The 15,610-nt window shown below is 74.0% G+C and carries 10 protein-coding genes; 3 read left to right on the forward strand and 7 right to left on the reverse strand.

Annotated features, from left to right (window positions below; genetic code table 11):
* Positions 1 to 11: 11 nt before the first annotated feature.
* From pip to ABT263_RS20920, 3 genes are all read right to left on the reverse strand, one after another.
* Complete coding sequence (pip, locus tag ABT263_RS20910; protein WP_352292044.1) at positions 12 to 980, reverse strand: prolyl aminopeptidase; 969 nt, start codon at positions 978 to 980, stop codon at positions 12 to 14.
* Positions 981 to 1,308: 328 nt separating this feature from the next.
* Entirely contained in the window at positions 1,309 to 2,133 is an 825-nt protein-coding gene (locus ABT263_RS20915) for a lysophospholipid acyltransferase family protein (RefSeq protein ID WP_352292046.1), read from the reverse strand.
* Positions 2,130 to 3,143: a GNAT family N-acetyltransferase gene (locus tag ABT263_RS20920; protein ID WP_352292048.1), complete on the reverse strand. Its 1,014-nt coding sequence runs from the start codon at positions 3,141 to 3,143 to the stop codon at positions 2,130 to 2,132. The genes ABT263_RS20915 and ABT263_RS20920 overlap by 4 nt, the downstream gene beginning before the upstream one ends.
* Before the next feature lie 226 nt (positions 3,144 to 3,369).
* Here ABT263_RS20920 and ABT263_RS20925 point away from each other — a divergent pair, with 226 nt between their 5' ends.
* The gene (locus ABT263_RS20925) at positions 3,370 to 3,843 is read left to right on the forward strand and encodes a hypothetical protein (protein WP_352292050.1); all 474 of its coding nucleotides are present in this window, start codon (positions 3,370 to 3,372) and stop codon (positions 3,841 to 3,843) included.
* Between the two features lie 85 nt (positions 3,844 to 3,928).
* On the opposite strand, the gene ABT263_RS20930 is transcribed toward ABT263_RS20925, so the two are convergent.
* Together ABT263_RS20930 and ABT263_RS20935 are read right to left on the reverse strand one after the other, a co-directional pair.
* The gene (locus ABT263_RS20930; RefSeq protein ID WP_352292052.1) at positions 3,929 to 5,308 is read right to left on the reverse strand and encodes a serine hydrolase domain-containing protein; all 1,380 of its coding nucleotides are present in this window, start codon (positions 5,306 to 5,308) and stop codon (positions 3,929 to 3,931) included.
* Between the two features lie 389 nt (positions 5,309 to 5,697).
* A complete protein-coding gene (locus ABT263_RS20935; RefSeq protein WP_352292054.1) occupies positions 5,698 to 5,823 on the reverse strand; it encodes a hypothetical protein in 126 nt (41 codons plus the stop codon).
* Positions 5,824 to 5,891: 68 nt separating this feature from the next.
* On the opposite strand from ABT263_RS20935, the gene ABT263_RS20940 reads away from it, so the two are divergent.
* Positions 5,892 to 7,565: a carbohydrate binding domain-containing protein gene (locus tag ABT263_RS20940; protein WP_352292056.1), complete on the forward strand. Its 1,674-nt coding sequence runs from the start codon at positions 5,892 to 5,894 to the stop codon at positions 7,563 to 7,565.
* Between the two features lie 56 nt (positions 7,566 to 7,621).
* On the opposite strand, the gene ABT263_RS20945 is transcribed toward ABT263_RS20940, so the two are convergent.
* Together ABT263_RS20945 and ABT263_RS20950 are read right to left on the reverse strand one after the other, a co-directional pair.
* Positions 7,622 to 9,001 (reverse strand): M1 family metallopeptidase, encoded by a 1,380-nt coding sequence (locus ABT263_RS20945; protein ID WP_352292058.1) that lies wholly within the window; start codon positions 8,999 to 9,001, stop codon positions 7,622 to 7,624.
* Positions 9,002 to 9,066: 65 nt separating this feature from the next.
* On the reverse strand, positions 9,067 to 12,948 hold the full coding sequence (locus tag ABT263_RS20950) for a Pls/PosA family non-ribosomal peptide synthetase (protein ID WP_352292060.1): 3,882 nt from the start codon (positions 12,946 to 12,948) through the stop codon (positions 9,067 to 9,069).
* 952 nt (positions 12,949 to 13,900) lie between these two features.
* Here ABT263_RS20950 and ABT263_RS20955 point away from each other — a divergent pair.
* A complete protein-coding gene (locus ABT263_RS20955) occupies positions 13,901 to 15,469 on the forward strand; it encodes an FAD-binding oxidoreductase (RefSeq protein ID WP_352292062.1) in 1,569 nt (522 codons plus the stop codon).
* Positions 15,470 to 15,610: the final 141 nt, after the last annotated feature.

A 15,610-nucleotide genomic window follows, 5' to 3' on the forward strand; every position in this document is an offset into this window, starting at 1 on the left:
AGCCGTCGTGGTCAGTTCCGGGCGGGTCCGGCGAACCGTTCGATGGCTGCGAACACCGCCTCGCCCATGGCGGGGCTCCCGGTGTGGCCGGAGTCCTGGATGACCGTCAACTCGGCTTCCGGCCAGGCCTTCGCCAGTTCCCAGGCGGTCTTCAGCGGCGATCCGAGGTCCAGCCGGCCGTGGATCAGGACGCCCGGGATCCCGGCCAGCCGTCCGGCGTCGCGCAGGAGCCGGCCGTCCTCCAGGAAGGCGTCGTGCGCGAAGTAGTGCGCGGTGATCCGGGTGAACGCCATCAGGGCGTCGTCCGGGCGGTCGGAGTAGGCGTTCGGTTTCCCCAGCGACTCGTGCGCGATCACCGCGTCCTCCCAGGTCGCCCAGTCCCGTGCGGCCTTGCGGCGGACGGCCTCGTCGGGGCTGTTCAGCAGCCGGCTGTAGGCGGCCACCAGGTCGCCGTCCCGTTCGGCGGGCGGCAGCCCCTCGCGGAACGCCTCCCAGGGGCCCGGCAGCAGCCGGCCCACGCCGCGGTACAGCCAGTCGGTCTCCTCGGGGCGGGTCATGGTGACCCCGCAGATCACGATCTCCGAGACCCGCTCGGGGTGGGTCTGCGCGTAGGCGAGGATCAGGGTCGAGCCCCAGGAGCCGCCGTACAGCAGCCACTTCTCGATGCGCAGGTGTTCGCGGAGCCGTTCCATGTCGGCGATCAGATGGGCTGTGGTGTTGTGTTCCAGACCGGTCGTCGGGTCGGCGGCGTGCGGCAGGCTCCGTCCGCACCCGCGCTGGTCGAACAGCACCAGGTGGTAGCGCTCGGGGTCGAAGGAGCGCCGGTTCTTCGGACTGTGGCCGGAGCCCGGCCCGCCGTGCACCACGACGGCCGGCTTGCCGGCGGGGTTGCCCGAGGCCTCCCAGTAGATTCGCTGGCCGTCGCCGACCTCCAGGAGTCCTTGCGCGTAGGGCTTGCCGATCGGGTACAGCTCGGGCACGGCGGGAGTCCTCCTGGGCGTGGCGGCGGCCGACCTCGGCGGCGGGCGGGGGCCGGTCCCGTGGAACGGCTGCCGGTCGCAGGGGAGTCGGACGGTGTGGCACGGCGGTCGACGGCGGCGAGCCGTGGTGGACGGGCGGATGCCGTGAGGCTACCCGCCCGGCCCACCGCCCGTCGATCACCGGCCGGCGCCGGGCACGACGGGCACCCGCCGTGGGCACCCGGCCGCACCGACCCCGCCGGTCTGACTCACCAGCGGGCAGTCACAGCGGGCACTCACAGCGGTGCTCACTACAGGCAGTCACCAACGGGCAGTCACCACCGGGCACTCACCGGCCGGTCGCCTCCACGGCCGCCTGGGCGGCACGGGCCAGCTCCCGGCGCGGCTGCCACCGGTCCGCCGGCTGCCCGGTCCGGACCGCGGGTGCCGGGATCGCGGGCAGGAAGGTCACCTCGGCCACGAGTCCACGGATCGACACCACCCGGGCGATCGAGGCGAGCAGGCCGTCCTCGCCGACGAAGGCCGGCGCGCTGGTCGCCCGCCCGTCCGCGAGCCGGTAGCGGACCGTCACCGGCTGCACGGGAGCACCGGCCTGGACGGCGGCCTCGAAGAGCGCCGGGCGGAACCGGCCGCTCTCCCGCCCGCACCAGGTCGACCCCTCGGGGAAGACGACCACGGGCCGTCCCGCGCGCAGCAGTTCGGTGACCGCGGCGACCGTGCCGGGGAGGGTGCGCAGCCGGTCGCGGTCGAGGAAGACGGTGCCGCCCCAGGCCACCAGCGGGCCGAGCACCGGCCAGTGCCGGACTTCGGTCTTGGCCAGCGAGCGGCCGGGCCGGCCGGCCGCGATCAGCGGGATGTCCAGCCACGAGACGTGGTTGGCCACCACCAGCACCCCGCCGCCGCAGGCCGGGGGCGGCGCGATCCGGACGGTGACCCCGAGCGCGCCGAGCAGGGTGCGTGCCCAGAACCGGACCAGCGCGTCGCGAGGCCCCCCGGGCAGGGCCCGGACCGACGGGGTGAGCGCGAGGCCCGCCACCAGCACGACCAGGAACGCGCCGAGGCGCAGGATCCGCCGGGGGAGCGCCACCACGGGGGCGGCCTCGGTCAGGCAGGTCTCCGGCGTGCAGGGGGCGGTCGGCAGCCAGACGCTCACGAGAGCGGCCCGGGCGAGGGTTCCGTACCGCCGGGCGCGGCCGGTCCGGTGGCCGGCGCCGCCGGAGCGAGCCCGGAGAGGAAGTGCCGCAGGTAGCGCGGATCGGTGCGCTCCAGGGACAGCAGCACGTAGAGGTCGGCGGTGGCGAAGTCCGGGTCGTGGGCGGGCGCGCCGCAGACCCAGGCGCCCAGCCGCAGGTACCCGCGGAGCAGTGCCGGCAGCGCGGCCCGCTCGGCGCGGGGCAGGCCGGTGGGGTCCCACGGCCGGTGCGGGGCGACCCGGTACTCCTCGGGGGCGAGGTACTTGGCGCTGACGGTGTCCCAGACCCGCGCCGCCGTCGCGCCGCCGTCGTCCAGCGGGATCGAGCAGCAGCCGCCGACCCAGGTGTTGCCGGTGTCGGCGAGGTAGCGGGCGATGCCGCCCCACATCAGGTTGATGACCGCGCCGTTGCCCCGGTGGTCCGGGTGGATGCAGGAGCGGCCCAGCTCCACCAGGCCGTCGCGGAGCGGGGCCAGGTTGCGCAGGTCGAACTCGTCGTCGGAGTAGAGCCGTCCGGCCCGTCGGGCGGCCGCCGGGCGCAGCAGCCGGTAGGTCCCCACCACGGGGCCGTCCTCGCCCTCGCGCACCAGCAGGTGGTCGCAGAACGCGTCGAACGGGTCGACGTCCAGCCCCGCCACGGGGCTGTGCAGCCGGGCACCGAGTTCGGCGGCGAAGACCTGGTGGCGCAGCAGCTGGGCGGCGCGCACGTCGGCCTCGTCGCGGGCGAGCGCGACGGTGTAGGCGGGCGCCGGCACCTTGCCGAGGAGGGCCGGTGCGGACAGGGCCGGTGCGGAGAGCGCCGGGGCCGCGAGGGCGGGCACGGGAGCGGCCGGGGCGGGTACGGCCGGGGCGGGGACCGGACGGACGGTGACCGGCTGGCCGACGGTCTGGTGCGCCGGCAGCGGGATGGGGAGTACCGAGCTGTGGCCGGGGGCGACGGTGGGCGGAGCGTACGCGGGGACGGTGGTCATGGCAGACCCTCCAGGGCGGCACGGACGACGGCGGCCACGGATCGCCGTGGCACCGGCCCGCACTCTCGGTCGTGGGGCGTGCGAACCGGTATCCGTATGTTTCTCCGTGTCGGCTGGCGTCCACGTTGCCGTTCGGCAGAGCTTGGATGTGCACCTGCTGAATGGGGCCACTCACTGTCTGCCGGACACCTGTTCGGTGTGCGGGCGCCACCGTATGCTCCGCTCCATGGGGTGGAAACCGGGCTCGGCGCGGCGGCGGGAGATCGCCGCGGAGCTGCGGGACATCCTGCGGGTGCAGGCCCAGCTCGCGGTCGTACTGCTCCTCCTCCACCTGCTCGCCAGGCTGGTCGGACTGGCCACCTCGCCCTGGTGGATGCTGGTGGTGGCGATGGCCGGCGCCCTGCAGATCACCGCCGACCGGTGCTGGGAGGAGGACCGCAGGCGGAGCACCCTCGCCTTCGCGATGGTGGTCGCCCCCGTGACGGGGGTCGTCCCGTTCCTGGCGGTCGGCGCCTTCCTCGGGTGGGAGAGCGGCGCGACGGACGCCGCGCTGGCGCCGTGCACGGTCGTCGGCACGCTGCTCGCGTCGCACGCGCTGCGCACGACCCACCTCCTGCGCCTGGCCCGTCCGCCTGGTTCCCCGGCCGGAGCGCGGGCCCCCGACGCCGAAGCGTCGGAGCCCCGCGGCGGCGCGGCGTAGGCCCGCCGCGCCGCACCGGGCGCCCGTTACGGCGGGCCGGAGCCCCGCGGCGGCGACACACCCGGGCCGGGGGAGGCCCGACGCCTCAGAAGGCCTGCCAGCCGGCCGGGTCGACCCCGCCGGGCACGGCCTCGGCCGGACCGTAGGGCCGGCGGGTGAAGACGAAGGAGCCGACGTCCAGGTGGCTGACCGAGCCGTCGGCGGCGCGGACGACCCGCAGCGTCTCGCCCGCGTAGTAGTGGTCCAGCCCCGTCCAGGTGCCGTCCGGCTCGGCGCGGAACCGGGAGCTGCGGGTGCCGCCGGTGAGCGGGGCCAGTTCCAGGACGCGGTCGGCCTTCAGCCGCAGGGTGTGGCCGGCGGCGCCCCAGTACCAGGGGCCGGTGAGCGCGAGCAGGTCCTCGTCGAGGGAGGACAGCGGGCGCCAGGGCTCTGGCAGCCGGGGTTCGTGCTGGGCGGTGAGGGAGATCAGCTCCGCCGCGACCCGCGGGGTGTCGCCGCCGCTGGTCGCGTTGGCGACCGCGATCGCCGCCAGACCGTCCGCCTCGCTGATCCAGAGGCCGGCGGTGAAGCCGGGCATCGAACCGGTGTGGCCGTAGAGCACGCGGTCCTGGTGGCGCAGCAGTTGCAGCCCGAGCCCGTACCCGCCGGACCAGTTCTCGCCGCCCGGGCCGACGGCGGGTACGCGCATCTCGGCGAGGCTCTCGGCGGCCAGCACCTTCGGGTCGCCGGCGGTCAGGAAGGCGGCCCAGCGGGCCAGGTCGGCGACGGTCGACCAGAGCTGCCCGGCCGGTGCCATCAGCCCGGTCTCGGTCAGCGGTTCGGGCAGCATGACGTCGGCCCAGGGGTGGACGGCGAAGCCGCCGGCGTGCGGGTGCTCGGGCAGCAGGGTGGTGCGGTCCATCCCGAGCGGCGCCAGGACCTCGCGGTGCAGCACCTCGTGCCACGGCTCGCCGCGCAGGCGCTCGACCAGCGCGCCGAGCAGGGCGTAGCCGGGGTTGGAGTAGTGGTGGAGCCGCCCCGCCGGGTGCTTGCGCGGGTTGTCGCCCTCCAGGAGGTCGGCGAGCTCGGGGCGCAGCGTGCCGTCGGTCCGCTCCCACCAGGGCGCCGGGGTCTCGGAGGCGAGGCCGGCCGAGTGGGCGAGCAGTTGGGCGACGGTGGCGCCGTCGGCCGGGGTGCCGGGCAGGTGGCGCTCCAGCGGGTCGGCGAGGTCGAGCAGGCCCTCGTCGCGCAGCCGGAGCACCAGGACGGCGACGAAGGTCTTGGTGAGCGAGCCGATCCGGTACTGCACGTCGACGGTGGGCGCATGACCGTCGATCATGCTGCGCGCTCCGCTCCAGACCAGTCTGCCGTCCCGGACCACCGCGGCGACCAGGGAGGGCGTGCGGCCCTCGGCCTGGGCGACCGCGATCCGGTGCAGCAGCGCGCGGCGGGTCGTGGGGAGGAGCTCGTCGTACTGGTCGGTCATCTGATCCTCTGAATCATTCGGTGCAGCGGCTGGAACGCGGACCGGGGCCGGGGGTCGACCGTCGCCGGATGCCGTCGGCGGGGCCGGACGGCTCCTTCAACCTACGTCGGTCGTCCACGGTCCTCCACCTCCTTTCCGGGCCGGCCGGGGGAGTCCCGCCGAGGGCCCGCCGCGCCGCTCGCGGCGGCCCGCCCCGGGCCGGAGCCGCCAACACGCGGCGGTGGTGACGATCAGTCGGTTACCGGTCGACGCGGAGTAGCCTCGGCTCGATCATGACAAGCCGGCTCGCACGGCACGACCGCCTCCGGGGCCGGCCGGTGACAGCCGGCCGAGGACAGCCGGCCTGGGACAGCCGGCCTCCGGCGATGGGAAGCCTGGGGAGAGCCTGGCTACGGGCAGTCACTGCGGTTGCCCTCGTGGCCCTCGCCCTCCTGGCCCTTGCCGCGCTCGGGACCGCTCTCGGCCCCGTTCACCCGTCGCTCACCGTCCGCTCGCCGGACGGTACTTGACAGCATGAATTGGTCCAGTCCATTTTGGGCTCCTCCCCGCACCTCCACCCCCACACCCCCACTGGAGGTCCTCGGTGCTCAAGCGCACCCGACTGCCCGCCGTCGGCGCGGCAGCCCTGCTCGCGGCCGCCGCCGCGTTCACCGCCCCCACCGCCGCCCACGCGGCGAACCAACTCGGCAACCCCGGCTTCGAGACCGGCACCCTGTCCGGCTGGTCCTGCACCGGCGGACTCGGCTCGGTGGTCTCCACCCCCGTGCACGGCGGCGGCAAGGCGCTGGCGGGCGCCGCCTCCGCGAGCGACAACGCCAAGTGCACGCAGACCGTCGCCGTCCAGCCCAACACCACGTACTCGCTGTCCGGCTGGGTCCGCGGCAGCTATGTCTACCTCGGTGTCACCGGCGCCGGCTCCGCCTGGACCTCGGCCGCCGACTACACCCGGCTGAGCGTCTCCTTCACCACCGGCGCCACGCAGACCAGCGCGGAGGTCTATGTCAACGGCTGGTACGGCCAGGGCACCTACTACGCCGACGACCTGAGCCTGGACGGCCCGGGCGGCGGCACCCCGGGCGACACCCAGGCACCCACGTCCCCAGGCAACCTGCGCAGCACCGGCAAGTCCGCCACCGGCGTCACTCTCGCGTGGGACGCCGCCACCGACAACGTCGGCGTGACCGGCTACGACGTCTACCAGGGCGCCACCAAGGTCGCCACCACGGCCGGCACCGGCGCGACCGTCGACGGGCTGACCCCCGCCACCGCGTACAGCTTCACCGTCAAGGCCCGCGACGCGGCCGGCAACACCTCCGGCTCCTCCGCCGCCCTCGTGGTCACCACCGACCCGGGCGGCGGCGGCACCCCGACCGGGTTCAAGCAGGCCGCGCCCTACCTCTACAACGGCTGGGGCAACCCGCCGGCCCCCACGACCGTCATGAACGCCACCGGCGTGAAGTGGTTCACCCTGGCCTTCGTCCTCGCCCAGAACGGCTGCAACCCCACCTGGGACAGCCAGCGGCCGCTGCTGAACGGGGTCGACCAGGCCACCATCAAGGCCGTCCGCGCGGCCGGCGGCGACGTCGTCCCGTCCATCGGCGGGTGGAGCGGCAACAAGCTCGGTCCCAACTGCGCCACCACCGCCGATCTCGCCGGCGCCTACCAGAAGGTGATCGACGCCTACGGTCTGAAGGCGATCGACGTCGACATCGAGAACACCGACGAGTTCGAGAACACCGTCGTCCAGGACCGCATCCTCGGCGCGCTCAAGATCGTCAAGCAGAACAACCCCGGCCTGCGCACCATCCTGACCTTCGGTACCGGCACCACCGGCCCGACCTCCTACGGGAACCGGCTGATCGAGCAGGCCAAGGCGCTCGGCGCGGACATCGACGTCTTCACCATCATGCCGTTCGACTTCGGCAACGCCTCCACCGACATGTACGCCGCCACCGTGAGTGCGGCGGAGGGCCTGAAGGCCAAGCTCAGGTCCACCTTCGGCTGGGACGACGCCACCGCCTACGCGCACGTCGGCATCTCCGGCATGAACGGCCTCAGCGACAACAACGAGGTCACCACCGTCCAGAACTGGACCGCGGTCCGCGACTGGGCCAACAGCCACCACATCGCCCGGCTGGCCTTCTGGTCGGTGAACCGCGACCGCGGCTGCGCGGGCGGCGGCCTGCAGGAGACCTGCTCCGGCATCGCCCAGAACGACTGGCAGTTCACCTCCATCACGGCCGGCTTCACGGGCTGACACCCGGCCGGCGGTCCGGCCCGGGCCCCTCACCGCGAGGGGTCCGGGCCGGACCGTCAGTAGCCCGGCCGCGGCGGGCCGGTCGGCCCGCTCAGCCCCCGCAGCGGCGGGAGCTCCGGGCGGTCCAGCCACGCGGTGAACAGGGGCTCCAGCGAGTGATCGGCGTAGCGCCCCGCGTGGGCGCGCAGGTCGGCGGTGCCGACCACGCCGTGCCGGTGGGCGGTGGCCCACTCCCGGAGCATCGGGAAGAACGCGGCGTCGCCGAGTGTGAGCCTGAGCGCGTGGACGGTCAGGCCGCCGCGCTGGTAGAGCCGGTCGTCGAACATCAGCTTCCGGCCCGGGTCGGCCAGCCTGAGGTCCTGGGGGAGGCCGGCCAGCACGGCGTGCGCGGCCGCCGCGTGCGTGGTGGCCGACGGGCCGCCGGCCCGCTCGGACCAGAGCCACTCCGCGTACTTGGCGAAGCCCTCGTTGAGCCAGATGTGGCTCCAGTCGGCGATCGACACGCTGTTGCCGAACCACTGGTGGGCCAGCTCGTGGGCGATCAGCCGCTCCCGCTCCCAGCCCCCGCCGAGGTGGTTGGTGCCGAAGGTGGCGACGCCCTGCGCCTCCACCGGGACGTCCAGCTCCTCGTCGGCGACGACCACCGTGTACTCGCCGAACGGGTAGGGGCCGAAGATCTCCTCGAAGTACGCGGTCATCCGCGGCTGCCGCCCGAAGTCCACCGCGAAGTCGCCGGCCACCCGCTCGGGCACGTACCCGGTCTGCCGGACGGCCGGGCGCTCGGCGAGCACGACCGGCCGGTACTGGCCGATCGAGACCGTCACCAGGTACGTCGAGGTCGGTGCGCTCTGCTCGTACACCCAGGTCGTGCTGGAGGCGTGCGTGGTACGGGTGAGCAGCCGGCCGCCGACCACCACGGTGTACGCGGACGGCGTGGTCACCGCTATCTGGTAGGTCGCCTTGTCGGCGGGCCGGTCGTTGCACGGGAACCAGGACGGGGCCCCGACGGGCTGGCTGGCGACCAGCGCGCCGTCGGTCAGCTCCTCCCAGCCGAGGCCGCCCCACGGGCTGCGCACCGGCCGCGGGTTCCCGGTGTAGTGCACCTCGACCGTGAACGCGGCGCCGGCCGCGAGCGCCTTGACCGGCCGCACCCGCAGCTTGCCGGCCCGGTGGGTGTACCGGGCGGCCTTGCCGTCCACCAGGACCCGGCCGATCCGGAACTCGGCGAGGTCGAGCGCGAACTCGGGCAGCGCCGTCCCGGCGACCGCGCTGAGCCGCGCGGTGCCGCCCAGCCGGTTGGGCCCGGGGCGGTAGTCCAGGGCGAGCTCGTAGCGGTGCACCCGGTAGCGGGTGTCCCCGCTGTTCGGGAAGTACGGGTCCGGGGCGGCGGCGCGGGCCGCCGAGGCGTGCTGGTGGTTCACCGGGCGGGGTTTCACCGGGTCGTGCGCTCCCTGCGAACTGGGGGACGTGGAGGTGGCGGGCGGGTCGGAGGGGGCGGCGGTCACGAGGTGGCCTGCCACACCTCGATCGGGTTGCCCAGCCACCGCGTGTCGGCGGGGACGGACTCGGCGCGCATCACCAGCGAGGCCGGGCCCAGGGTGCTGCGTGCGCCCACCGTACTGCCGGGCAGCACGATGCCGCCCGGGCCCAGGGTGGCGCCCTCGCGGAGGATGACAGTATCCATCCGCATGATCCGGTCGTGGAAGAGGTGGGTCTGCACCACGCAGCCCCGGTTGATGGTCACCCCGTCACCGAGGGTGACCAGGTCCGCCTCCGGCAGCCAGTAGCTCTCGCACCAGACACCCCGCCCGACCCGCGCGCCGAGCGCCCGCAGCCAGACGTTCAGGACCGGCGTGCCCGGGACCGCGCCCACCAGCCACGGCACCGCCAGGACCTCGACGAAGGTGTCCGCGAGCTCGTTGCGCCAGACGAAGCCGCTCCAGAGCGGGTGCTCGACCGCCCGGAACCGCCCGACCAGCAGCCACTTCGCGGCCACCGCGACCACGCAGGCCGCCCCGCCCGCCGCGAGCAGCACCAGCCCGGAGAGCAGCGCCGCCGCCACCGGGGACCAGTTCGCCGACAGCCAGGAGAGCGACGCGAGGGTCAGCGCACCGAGCGCGCCGGAGGCCAGCACCGGCAGCAGCCGGGCCACCTCCACCAGCCCGCGGGCCCAGAGCAGCCGGGCCGGCGGCTCGTAGGTGAGGCTCTGGTCGGCCTGGTCGGCCGAGCGCGGCAGCCGCATCGGCGGCATGCCCAGGTAGGAGCTGCCCTTCTTGGCCTTCTTCGGCGTCGCCGACAGCACACCCACCAGCCCGCGCGCCGGGACGGCCCGCCCGGGAGCGGTCATCCCCGAGTTGCCGAGGAACGCCCGCTCACCGACCTTCGCCTCACCGAGCCGCAGCCACCCGCCGCCCAGCTCGTACGGGGCGATCAGGGTGTCGTCCGCCAGGAACGCGCCGTCCCCGACCGTGGTCAGGCTCGGCAGCGCCAGCACGGTGGACACCTCGGCGCCCCGGCCGACCTTCATCCCCAGCGCCCGCAGCCACAGCGGCGTGACCAGACCCGCGTACAGCGGGAACAGGATCTCGCGGGCCTGGTCCATCAGCTGGGTGACCGTCCAGGCCTGCCAGCCGATCCGGCCGTGCAGCGGGTGCACGCCCGGGGCCAGCCCGATGCTCAGCAGCCGCACGGCCGCGACCAGCTGCGCCGCGTACACCAGGCCGTAGGCCAGGGTGGCCGGGAGGAGGCCGAGCAGGGCGCCCCCGAGTGCGGCACCGAGGTCCTGGCCGGGCTGGACGAAGCGGGAGAGCACCACGAGCCCGGCGAGGGCGGGCAGCACCGGCAACAGGCTGAGCGCCGTGCCGCTCGCGCCGAAGAGCGCCGCCCAGCGCGCCTGGCGGGCCGGCCGGTCCTTCGGCCAGGTCCGCTCGGCCCGGCCCAGCTTGGCGGCGGGCGCGCCGCCCCAGCGCTGGCCGGTCGGCACGTGCCCGGTGACGCTGGAACCGGCCACCACGTGCGACCGCTTGCCGACCCGGGCGCCGGGCAGCAGGGTCGAGCGGGTGCCGACCACGGCCCCCGAGCCGACCTTGACCTGGCCGACCTCCAGCCGGTCGCCGTCCAGCCAGTAGCCGCAGAGGTCGACCTCGGCCTCGACGGCGCAGCCCCGGCCCAGCTTGAGCATCCCGGTGACCGGCGGCATCGAGTGCAGGTCCACCTCCGGGCCGACCTTGGCGCCGAGCGCCCGCGCGTAGCGGGTCAGCCAGGCTCCGGAGAGCGAGGTCGCGCCACTGACCTCGGCCAGCCGCTCGGCGGTCCAGAGCCGAAGATGGGCGCTGCCGCCGCGCGGGTAGCTGCCGGGCCGCAGGCCGCGCAGCAGCAGCCGGGCGCCGCCGGCCGCGATGGCGAGCCGGCCGGCCGGGGAGAACAGCGCCAGCGCGCCCGCGCCGACCACCCACCACGAGGCGGTCGGTGCCCAGGGGTAGTCGCCGAACCAGGCGAGCACATTGCCGAGGGTGAGCAGGGCGACCGTCCAGCGCAGGCCGACCACCGTGAAGAGCGGGATCAGCAGGAGCAGCTGGAGCAGCTTGGCCCTGGTCGGTACCAGGGCGACGGTGCGGGTCTCGCCGCTGTCCGCCACCGACCGTTCCAGATGGCGGGCGAGCTTGCGCAGCGTCGGCTGCTGGTAGATGTCCAGCACGGCGGCGCTCGGGTAGCGGGCGCGCAGCAGGGTGGTGAGCCGGGCGGCGGCCAGGCTGCCGCCGCCGATGGCGAAGAAGTCCTCGCGCGGGCCGCCGACCGGCACGCCGAGGATCTCGGTCCACTGCTCGGCCAGCCAGGCCTCGGTGCCGTAGAGCTGCTCGGTGGGCCCGGCGGTCTCCAGGTCGGGCAGCGGCCAGGGCAGCGCGTTGCGGTCGACCTTGCCCGACGTGCGGGTGGGCAGGGACTCCACGGAGGCCAGCAGGGGCACCAGGGCCGCGGGCAGCTCGGCGCGCAGCCGCTCGACCGAGGCCTCCCGGTCCCAGCCGTCCTTGGTGACCAGGTAGCCGACCAGCAGCTGGTTGCCGCCGCGGGCGGTCCGCACGGCGGCGGCCGCACCGGCGACGCCCGGCAGGGCCTGCAGCGCGGCGTCGACCTCGCCGAGCTCGATCCGGCGGCCGCCGAGCTTGATCTGCTCGTCGCTGCGGCCGAGGAAGAGCAGGCCCTCGGGGTCGGCCTCGACGAGGTCGCCGCTGCGGTAGGCGCGGTCCCAGCCGAGCGAGGGCAGTGGCGCGTACTTCTCGGCGTCCTTGACCGGGTCCAGGTAACGGGCCAGACCGACGCCGCCGATCACCAGCTGGCCGGTGCCGCCCGCGGCGACCGGCTCGCCGGCCTCGTCGACCACGGCGAGGTCCCAGCCGTCCAGCGGCAGGCCGATCCGGACCGGACCGTCGCCGGTGAGCAGCGCGGCGCAGGCCACCACGGTCGCCTCGGTCGGGCCGTAGGTGTTCCACACCTCGCGGCCCTCGGTGACCAGGCGCTGCACCAGCTCGGGCGGGCAGGCCTCGCCGCCGAAGATCAGCAGCCGGACCTCGTTCAGCGCCTCGGCGGGCCAGAGCGCGGCCAGCGTCGGGACGGTGGAGACGACGGTGATCTCCTGCTCGGCGAGCCACGGGCCGAGATCGGCGCCGCTGCGCACCTGCGAGCGGGGGACGGGCACCAGGCAGGCGCCGTAGCGCCAGGCCAGCCACATCTCCTCGCAGGAGGCGTCGAAGGCGACGGAGAGGCCGGCCATCACGCGGTCGCCCGGGCCGATCGGCTCCTCCTGGAGGAAGAGGGCGGCCTCGGCGTCGACGAACGCGGCGGCGTTGCGGTGGGTGACGGCGACGCCCTTCGGCCGGCCGGTCGAGCCGGAGGTGAAGATGATCCAGGCGTCGTCGGCGGGGGTCGGCCGGGTGTCCGCGGGGACGGCGGGCCGCGGGTCGCCGGTGAGGGTCAGGACGCGCTCCGCCCCGAGCACGCCGGCCACGGCGGCCTCCTCGAAGACGAGCTGGGCGCGCTCGTCCGGGTCCTCGGCGTCCACCGGGACGTAGGCGGCGCCCGCGGCCAGTACGGCGAGGATGGCGATGTAGAGGTCGTTGGTGCCGGAGGGGACGCGGACGCCGACCCGGTCACCGGGGCCGATCCCGGCGCCGTTCAGCCGGTGGCGCAGCTGCTCGACCTCGGCGGCGAGTGCCCGGTAGCCGAGGACGGTGTGCCCGTCGTCCAGGGCCGGCTCGTTGGGGTGGGTGCGGACGGCGGCGTCCAGGATGTCGACCAGGGTGCGCGGGGCCGGAGCCGGGCGACCGGGGAAGAGGGCCTGCGGGGCCCGCGCGGTCTGTTCTGTGTGGCTCGGTTCAGCGGTCATGGCTGCCGTGCGCTCCTCGTCCTCGCCCCTGGTTCCGACCGTGTCCGGCCCGTGGGGCGGTGGGACCACTCAGTCTATCGGGTGACCCCACTCCGGGGCCGGAGCGGACAACCTCACCGATGGTAGCCCCGTGTGATGAACGGCGTACTGCCCGACACTCTGCTCAACTGGCCTTGAACTGAATGAATCTGACGTTCCATCAGCTCCTAACTGGGCCCGCTCGTCATCGATGTGACGCCCTGTCAGTAAATTTGACGGATCATCAGATCGAAATCCCGATGGTGAGCCACGCCACACCGGATCGTGCTCCCTTCGGGTGGCGGGGCCTGTTCCGCGGGCGTCGCGGGCGCCTCCCGCAGGGGCCGGTGGCCGGTTCTCGGCGGGCCCGGGACGCCTTCCGGCCCCGTTCGGAGCGCACTCGGGGCGGGCCTCCGGGCTCCCGGAGGCGCGCGAGCCGTGGCCGGGTCGGGGCTGTGCCGGGCCCGGGTCGTGGCCGCCCTGCGCGGGCCGGACGACGCCGACGGGTGACCGGGCCGACCTCGCCGATGACGGCCGGCGGGGTCGCCGAGTTCCCGAGCGCACGGAATTCGCCCGCGCGAGGCGCATTCACATATTGACTTTCTTATTTCGCATCACATTCTCCGAGGGTCGTGCGGCCCGGGGTGCGAGGCCCGGGATCGAGCCGTCGCCCCGAGGGCCAGGGTCGACGAGGGGACATTAACCGGCGCCACTGACAATGGCTCCGAATCGGGAGGGTTCGCGGGAGGGTAGGGAAAGGACGTACAGTCACACTAATTCGTACAGGTATTCACATGGGCGAATGCCCGTGCTAGCGTGCGGACGCCAGCTTCTCAGAATCGAGAAAGTGGGTCCTGACATGAGTCAAGAATTCTCTCGCCGCGGGTTCCTGGGCAGTGCCGGAATGGCGGCCGCCGGGGTTTCCGCCGTTTCGTTGGGGGTCGGCACGGCCGGCCCGGCCGCGGCCGAGTCGGCCGGCGCCCCCGGCGCCCCCGGCGTCCTCGGCGGGCAGTCGGTGCTCCCGGGTGATCCGCGGTTCCAGACGCTCAGTCAGGGCTTCAACCAGCGCTGGTCCAGCAGACCGGCCTACATCCGGCTGGTGGGGAGCGACGCGGACGCGGTGGCGGGGCTGAAGACCGCGCTCGACAAGGGGCTGCGGCCGACGATCCGGGGCGGCGGGCACTGCTACGAGGGGTTCGTCGACAACGACGGGGGCGCCATCCTCGACCTCAGCACCCTGCGCGGTGTCCGCGCGGCGCGGGACAAGTTCGGCGCCCCCACCTACTGCGTCGAGGGCGGCGCGACCAACTGGGACGTCTACACCAGCCTGTTCCGGACGTACGGCGTCACGCTGCCCGCGGGGTCGTGCTACTCGGTCGGGGCGGGCGGTCACGTCAGCGGCGGCGGGTACGGGCTGCTCTCCCGAAGAGACGGGCTGACCGTCGACCACCTCGTCCAGGTGGACGTGGTCACGGTCCGCGGCGGCACGGTGGAGCTGACCACGGCCCACCGGGACGACCCCGTGACCTCGCCGGAGAGCGACCTCTTCTGGGCGCACACCGGTGGGGGCGGCGGAAACTTCGGCGTCGTCCTGCGCTACCACTTCGCCCGCCTCCCCAAGCCGCCGCCACGGGTCTGGCTGAGCAGCGTGGCCTGGTCCTGGGCGGACCTGCTCAAGCACCCGGAGGACTTCCGCCGCCTCGTGGAGAACTTCGGATCCTTCTTCGCCGAGCACAGCGGTCCGAAGGAGACGGTCTACCGGGGCCTCTTCGCGATCCTCAAGCTCACCCACCGGACGAACGGGAACGTCGTCCTGCTCAGCCAGTGGGACGAGGACGATCCGGCGCCGCTGGAGGAGTTCCTGGCCGCGATGGAGGCCGGGCTGACGAGCAGGGCCGTGGTCCAGAGCTACGCAGCCGGGGGCGTGCTCCTGCCGTATCCGGACAAGCGCCGACAGATGCCGTGGTTCCAGGCCACCATGACGCTGAACCCCTCCGGGGCCAATCAGCGCGGCAAGTACAAGTCCGCCTACCACCGGCGGCGCTTCACCCCCACGCACATCGACGCCTTCTGGGAGTGGCTGACCAAAACCGTCCCCGGCGTGGATCTCACCCAGACGCTGGTCCAGATCGACTCCTACGGCTGCCGGATCAACGAGCACCAGCCCGCCGAAGCCGCGATCCCCCAGCGCGACTCCGTGATGAAGCTCCAGTACCAGACCTACTGGACCGACCCCGCGCAGGACGCCGCGCACCTGGCCTACCTCGGCGGGCTCTACCAAGCGGTCTACATGGCCACCAACGGCATCCCGGAGATCGACACGGACACCGACGGCGCCTATGTGAACTACCCCGACGTCGACCTCGGAACGGCCGACCAGAAACACCCGGCCTACCAGCGGCTCTACTACAAGCAGAACTACGCCCGACTGCAGAGGGTCAAGAAGACCTGGGATGACGGGAACGTCTTCCACCACGCCCAGTCGATCACCTTGCCGTCCTGACCGCACACGCAGAGCAATACCGACCATCCGGTAATTGGATGATATCGGCGTGAAAGGTGCGAGTACAGAGGAGACGCAAGCCCCGGGCCATGACCGACGGGCGTCCTGCCGTCGGCGGAGAGGTCTTCCCGGGAGCAAGCT

The sequence above is a fragment of the Kitasatospora sp. NPDC001603 genome, from assembly GCF_040298365.1.
GTDB lineage: Bacteria > Actinomycetota > Actinomycetes > Streptomycetales > Streptomycetaceae > Kitasatospora.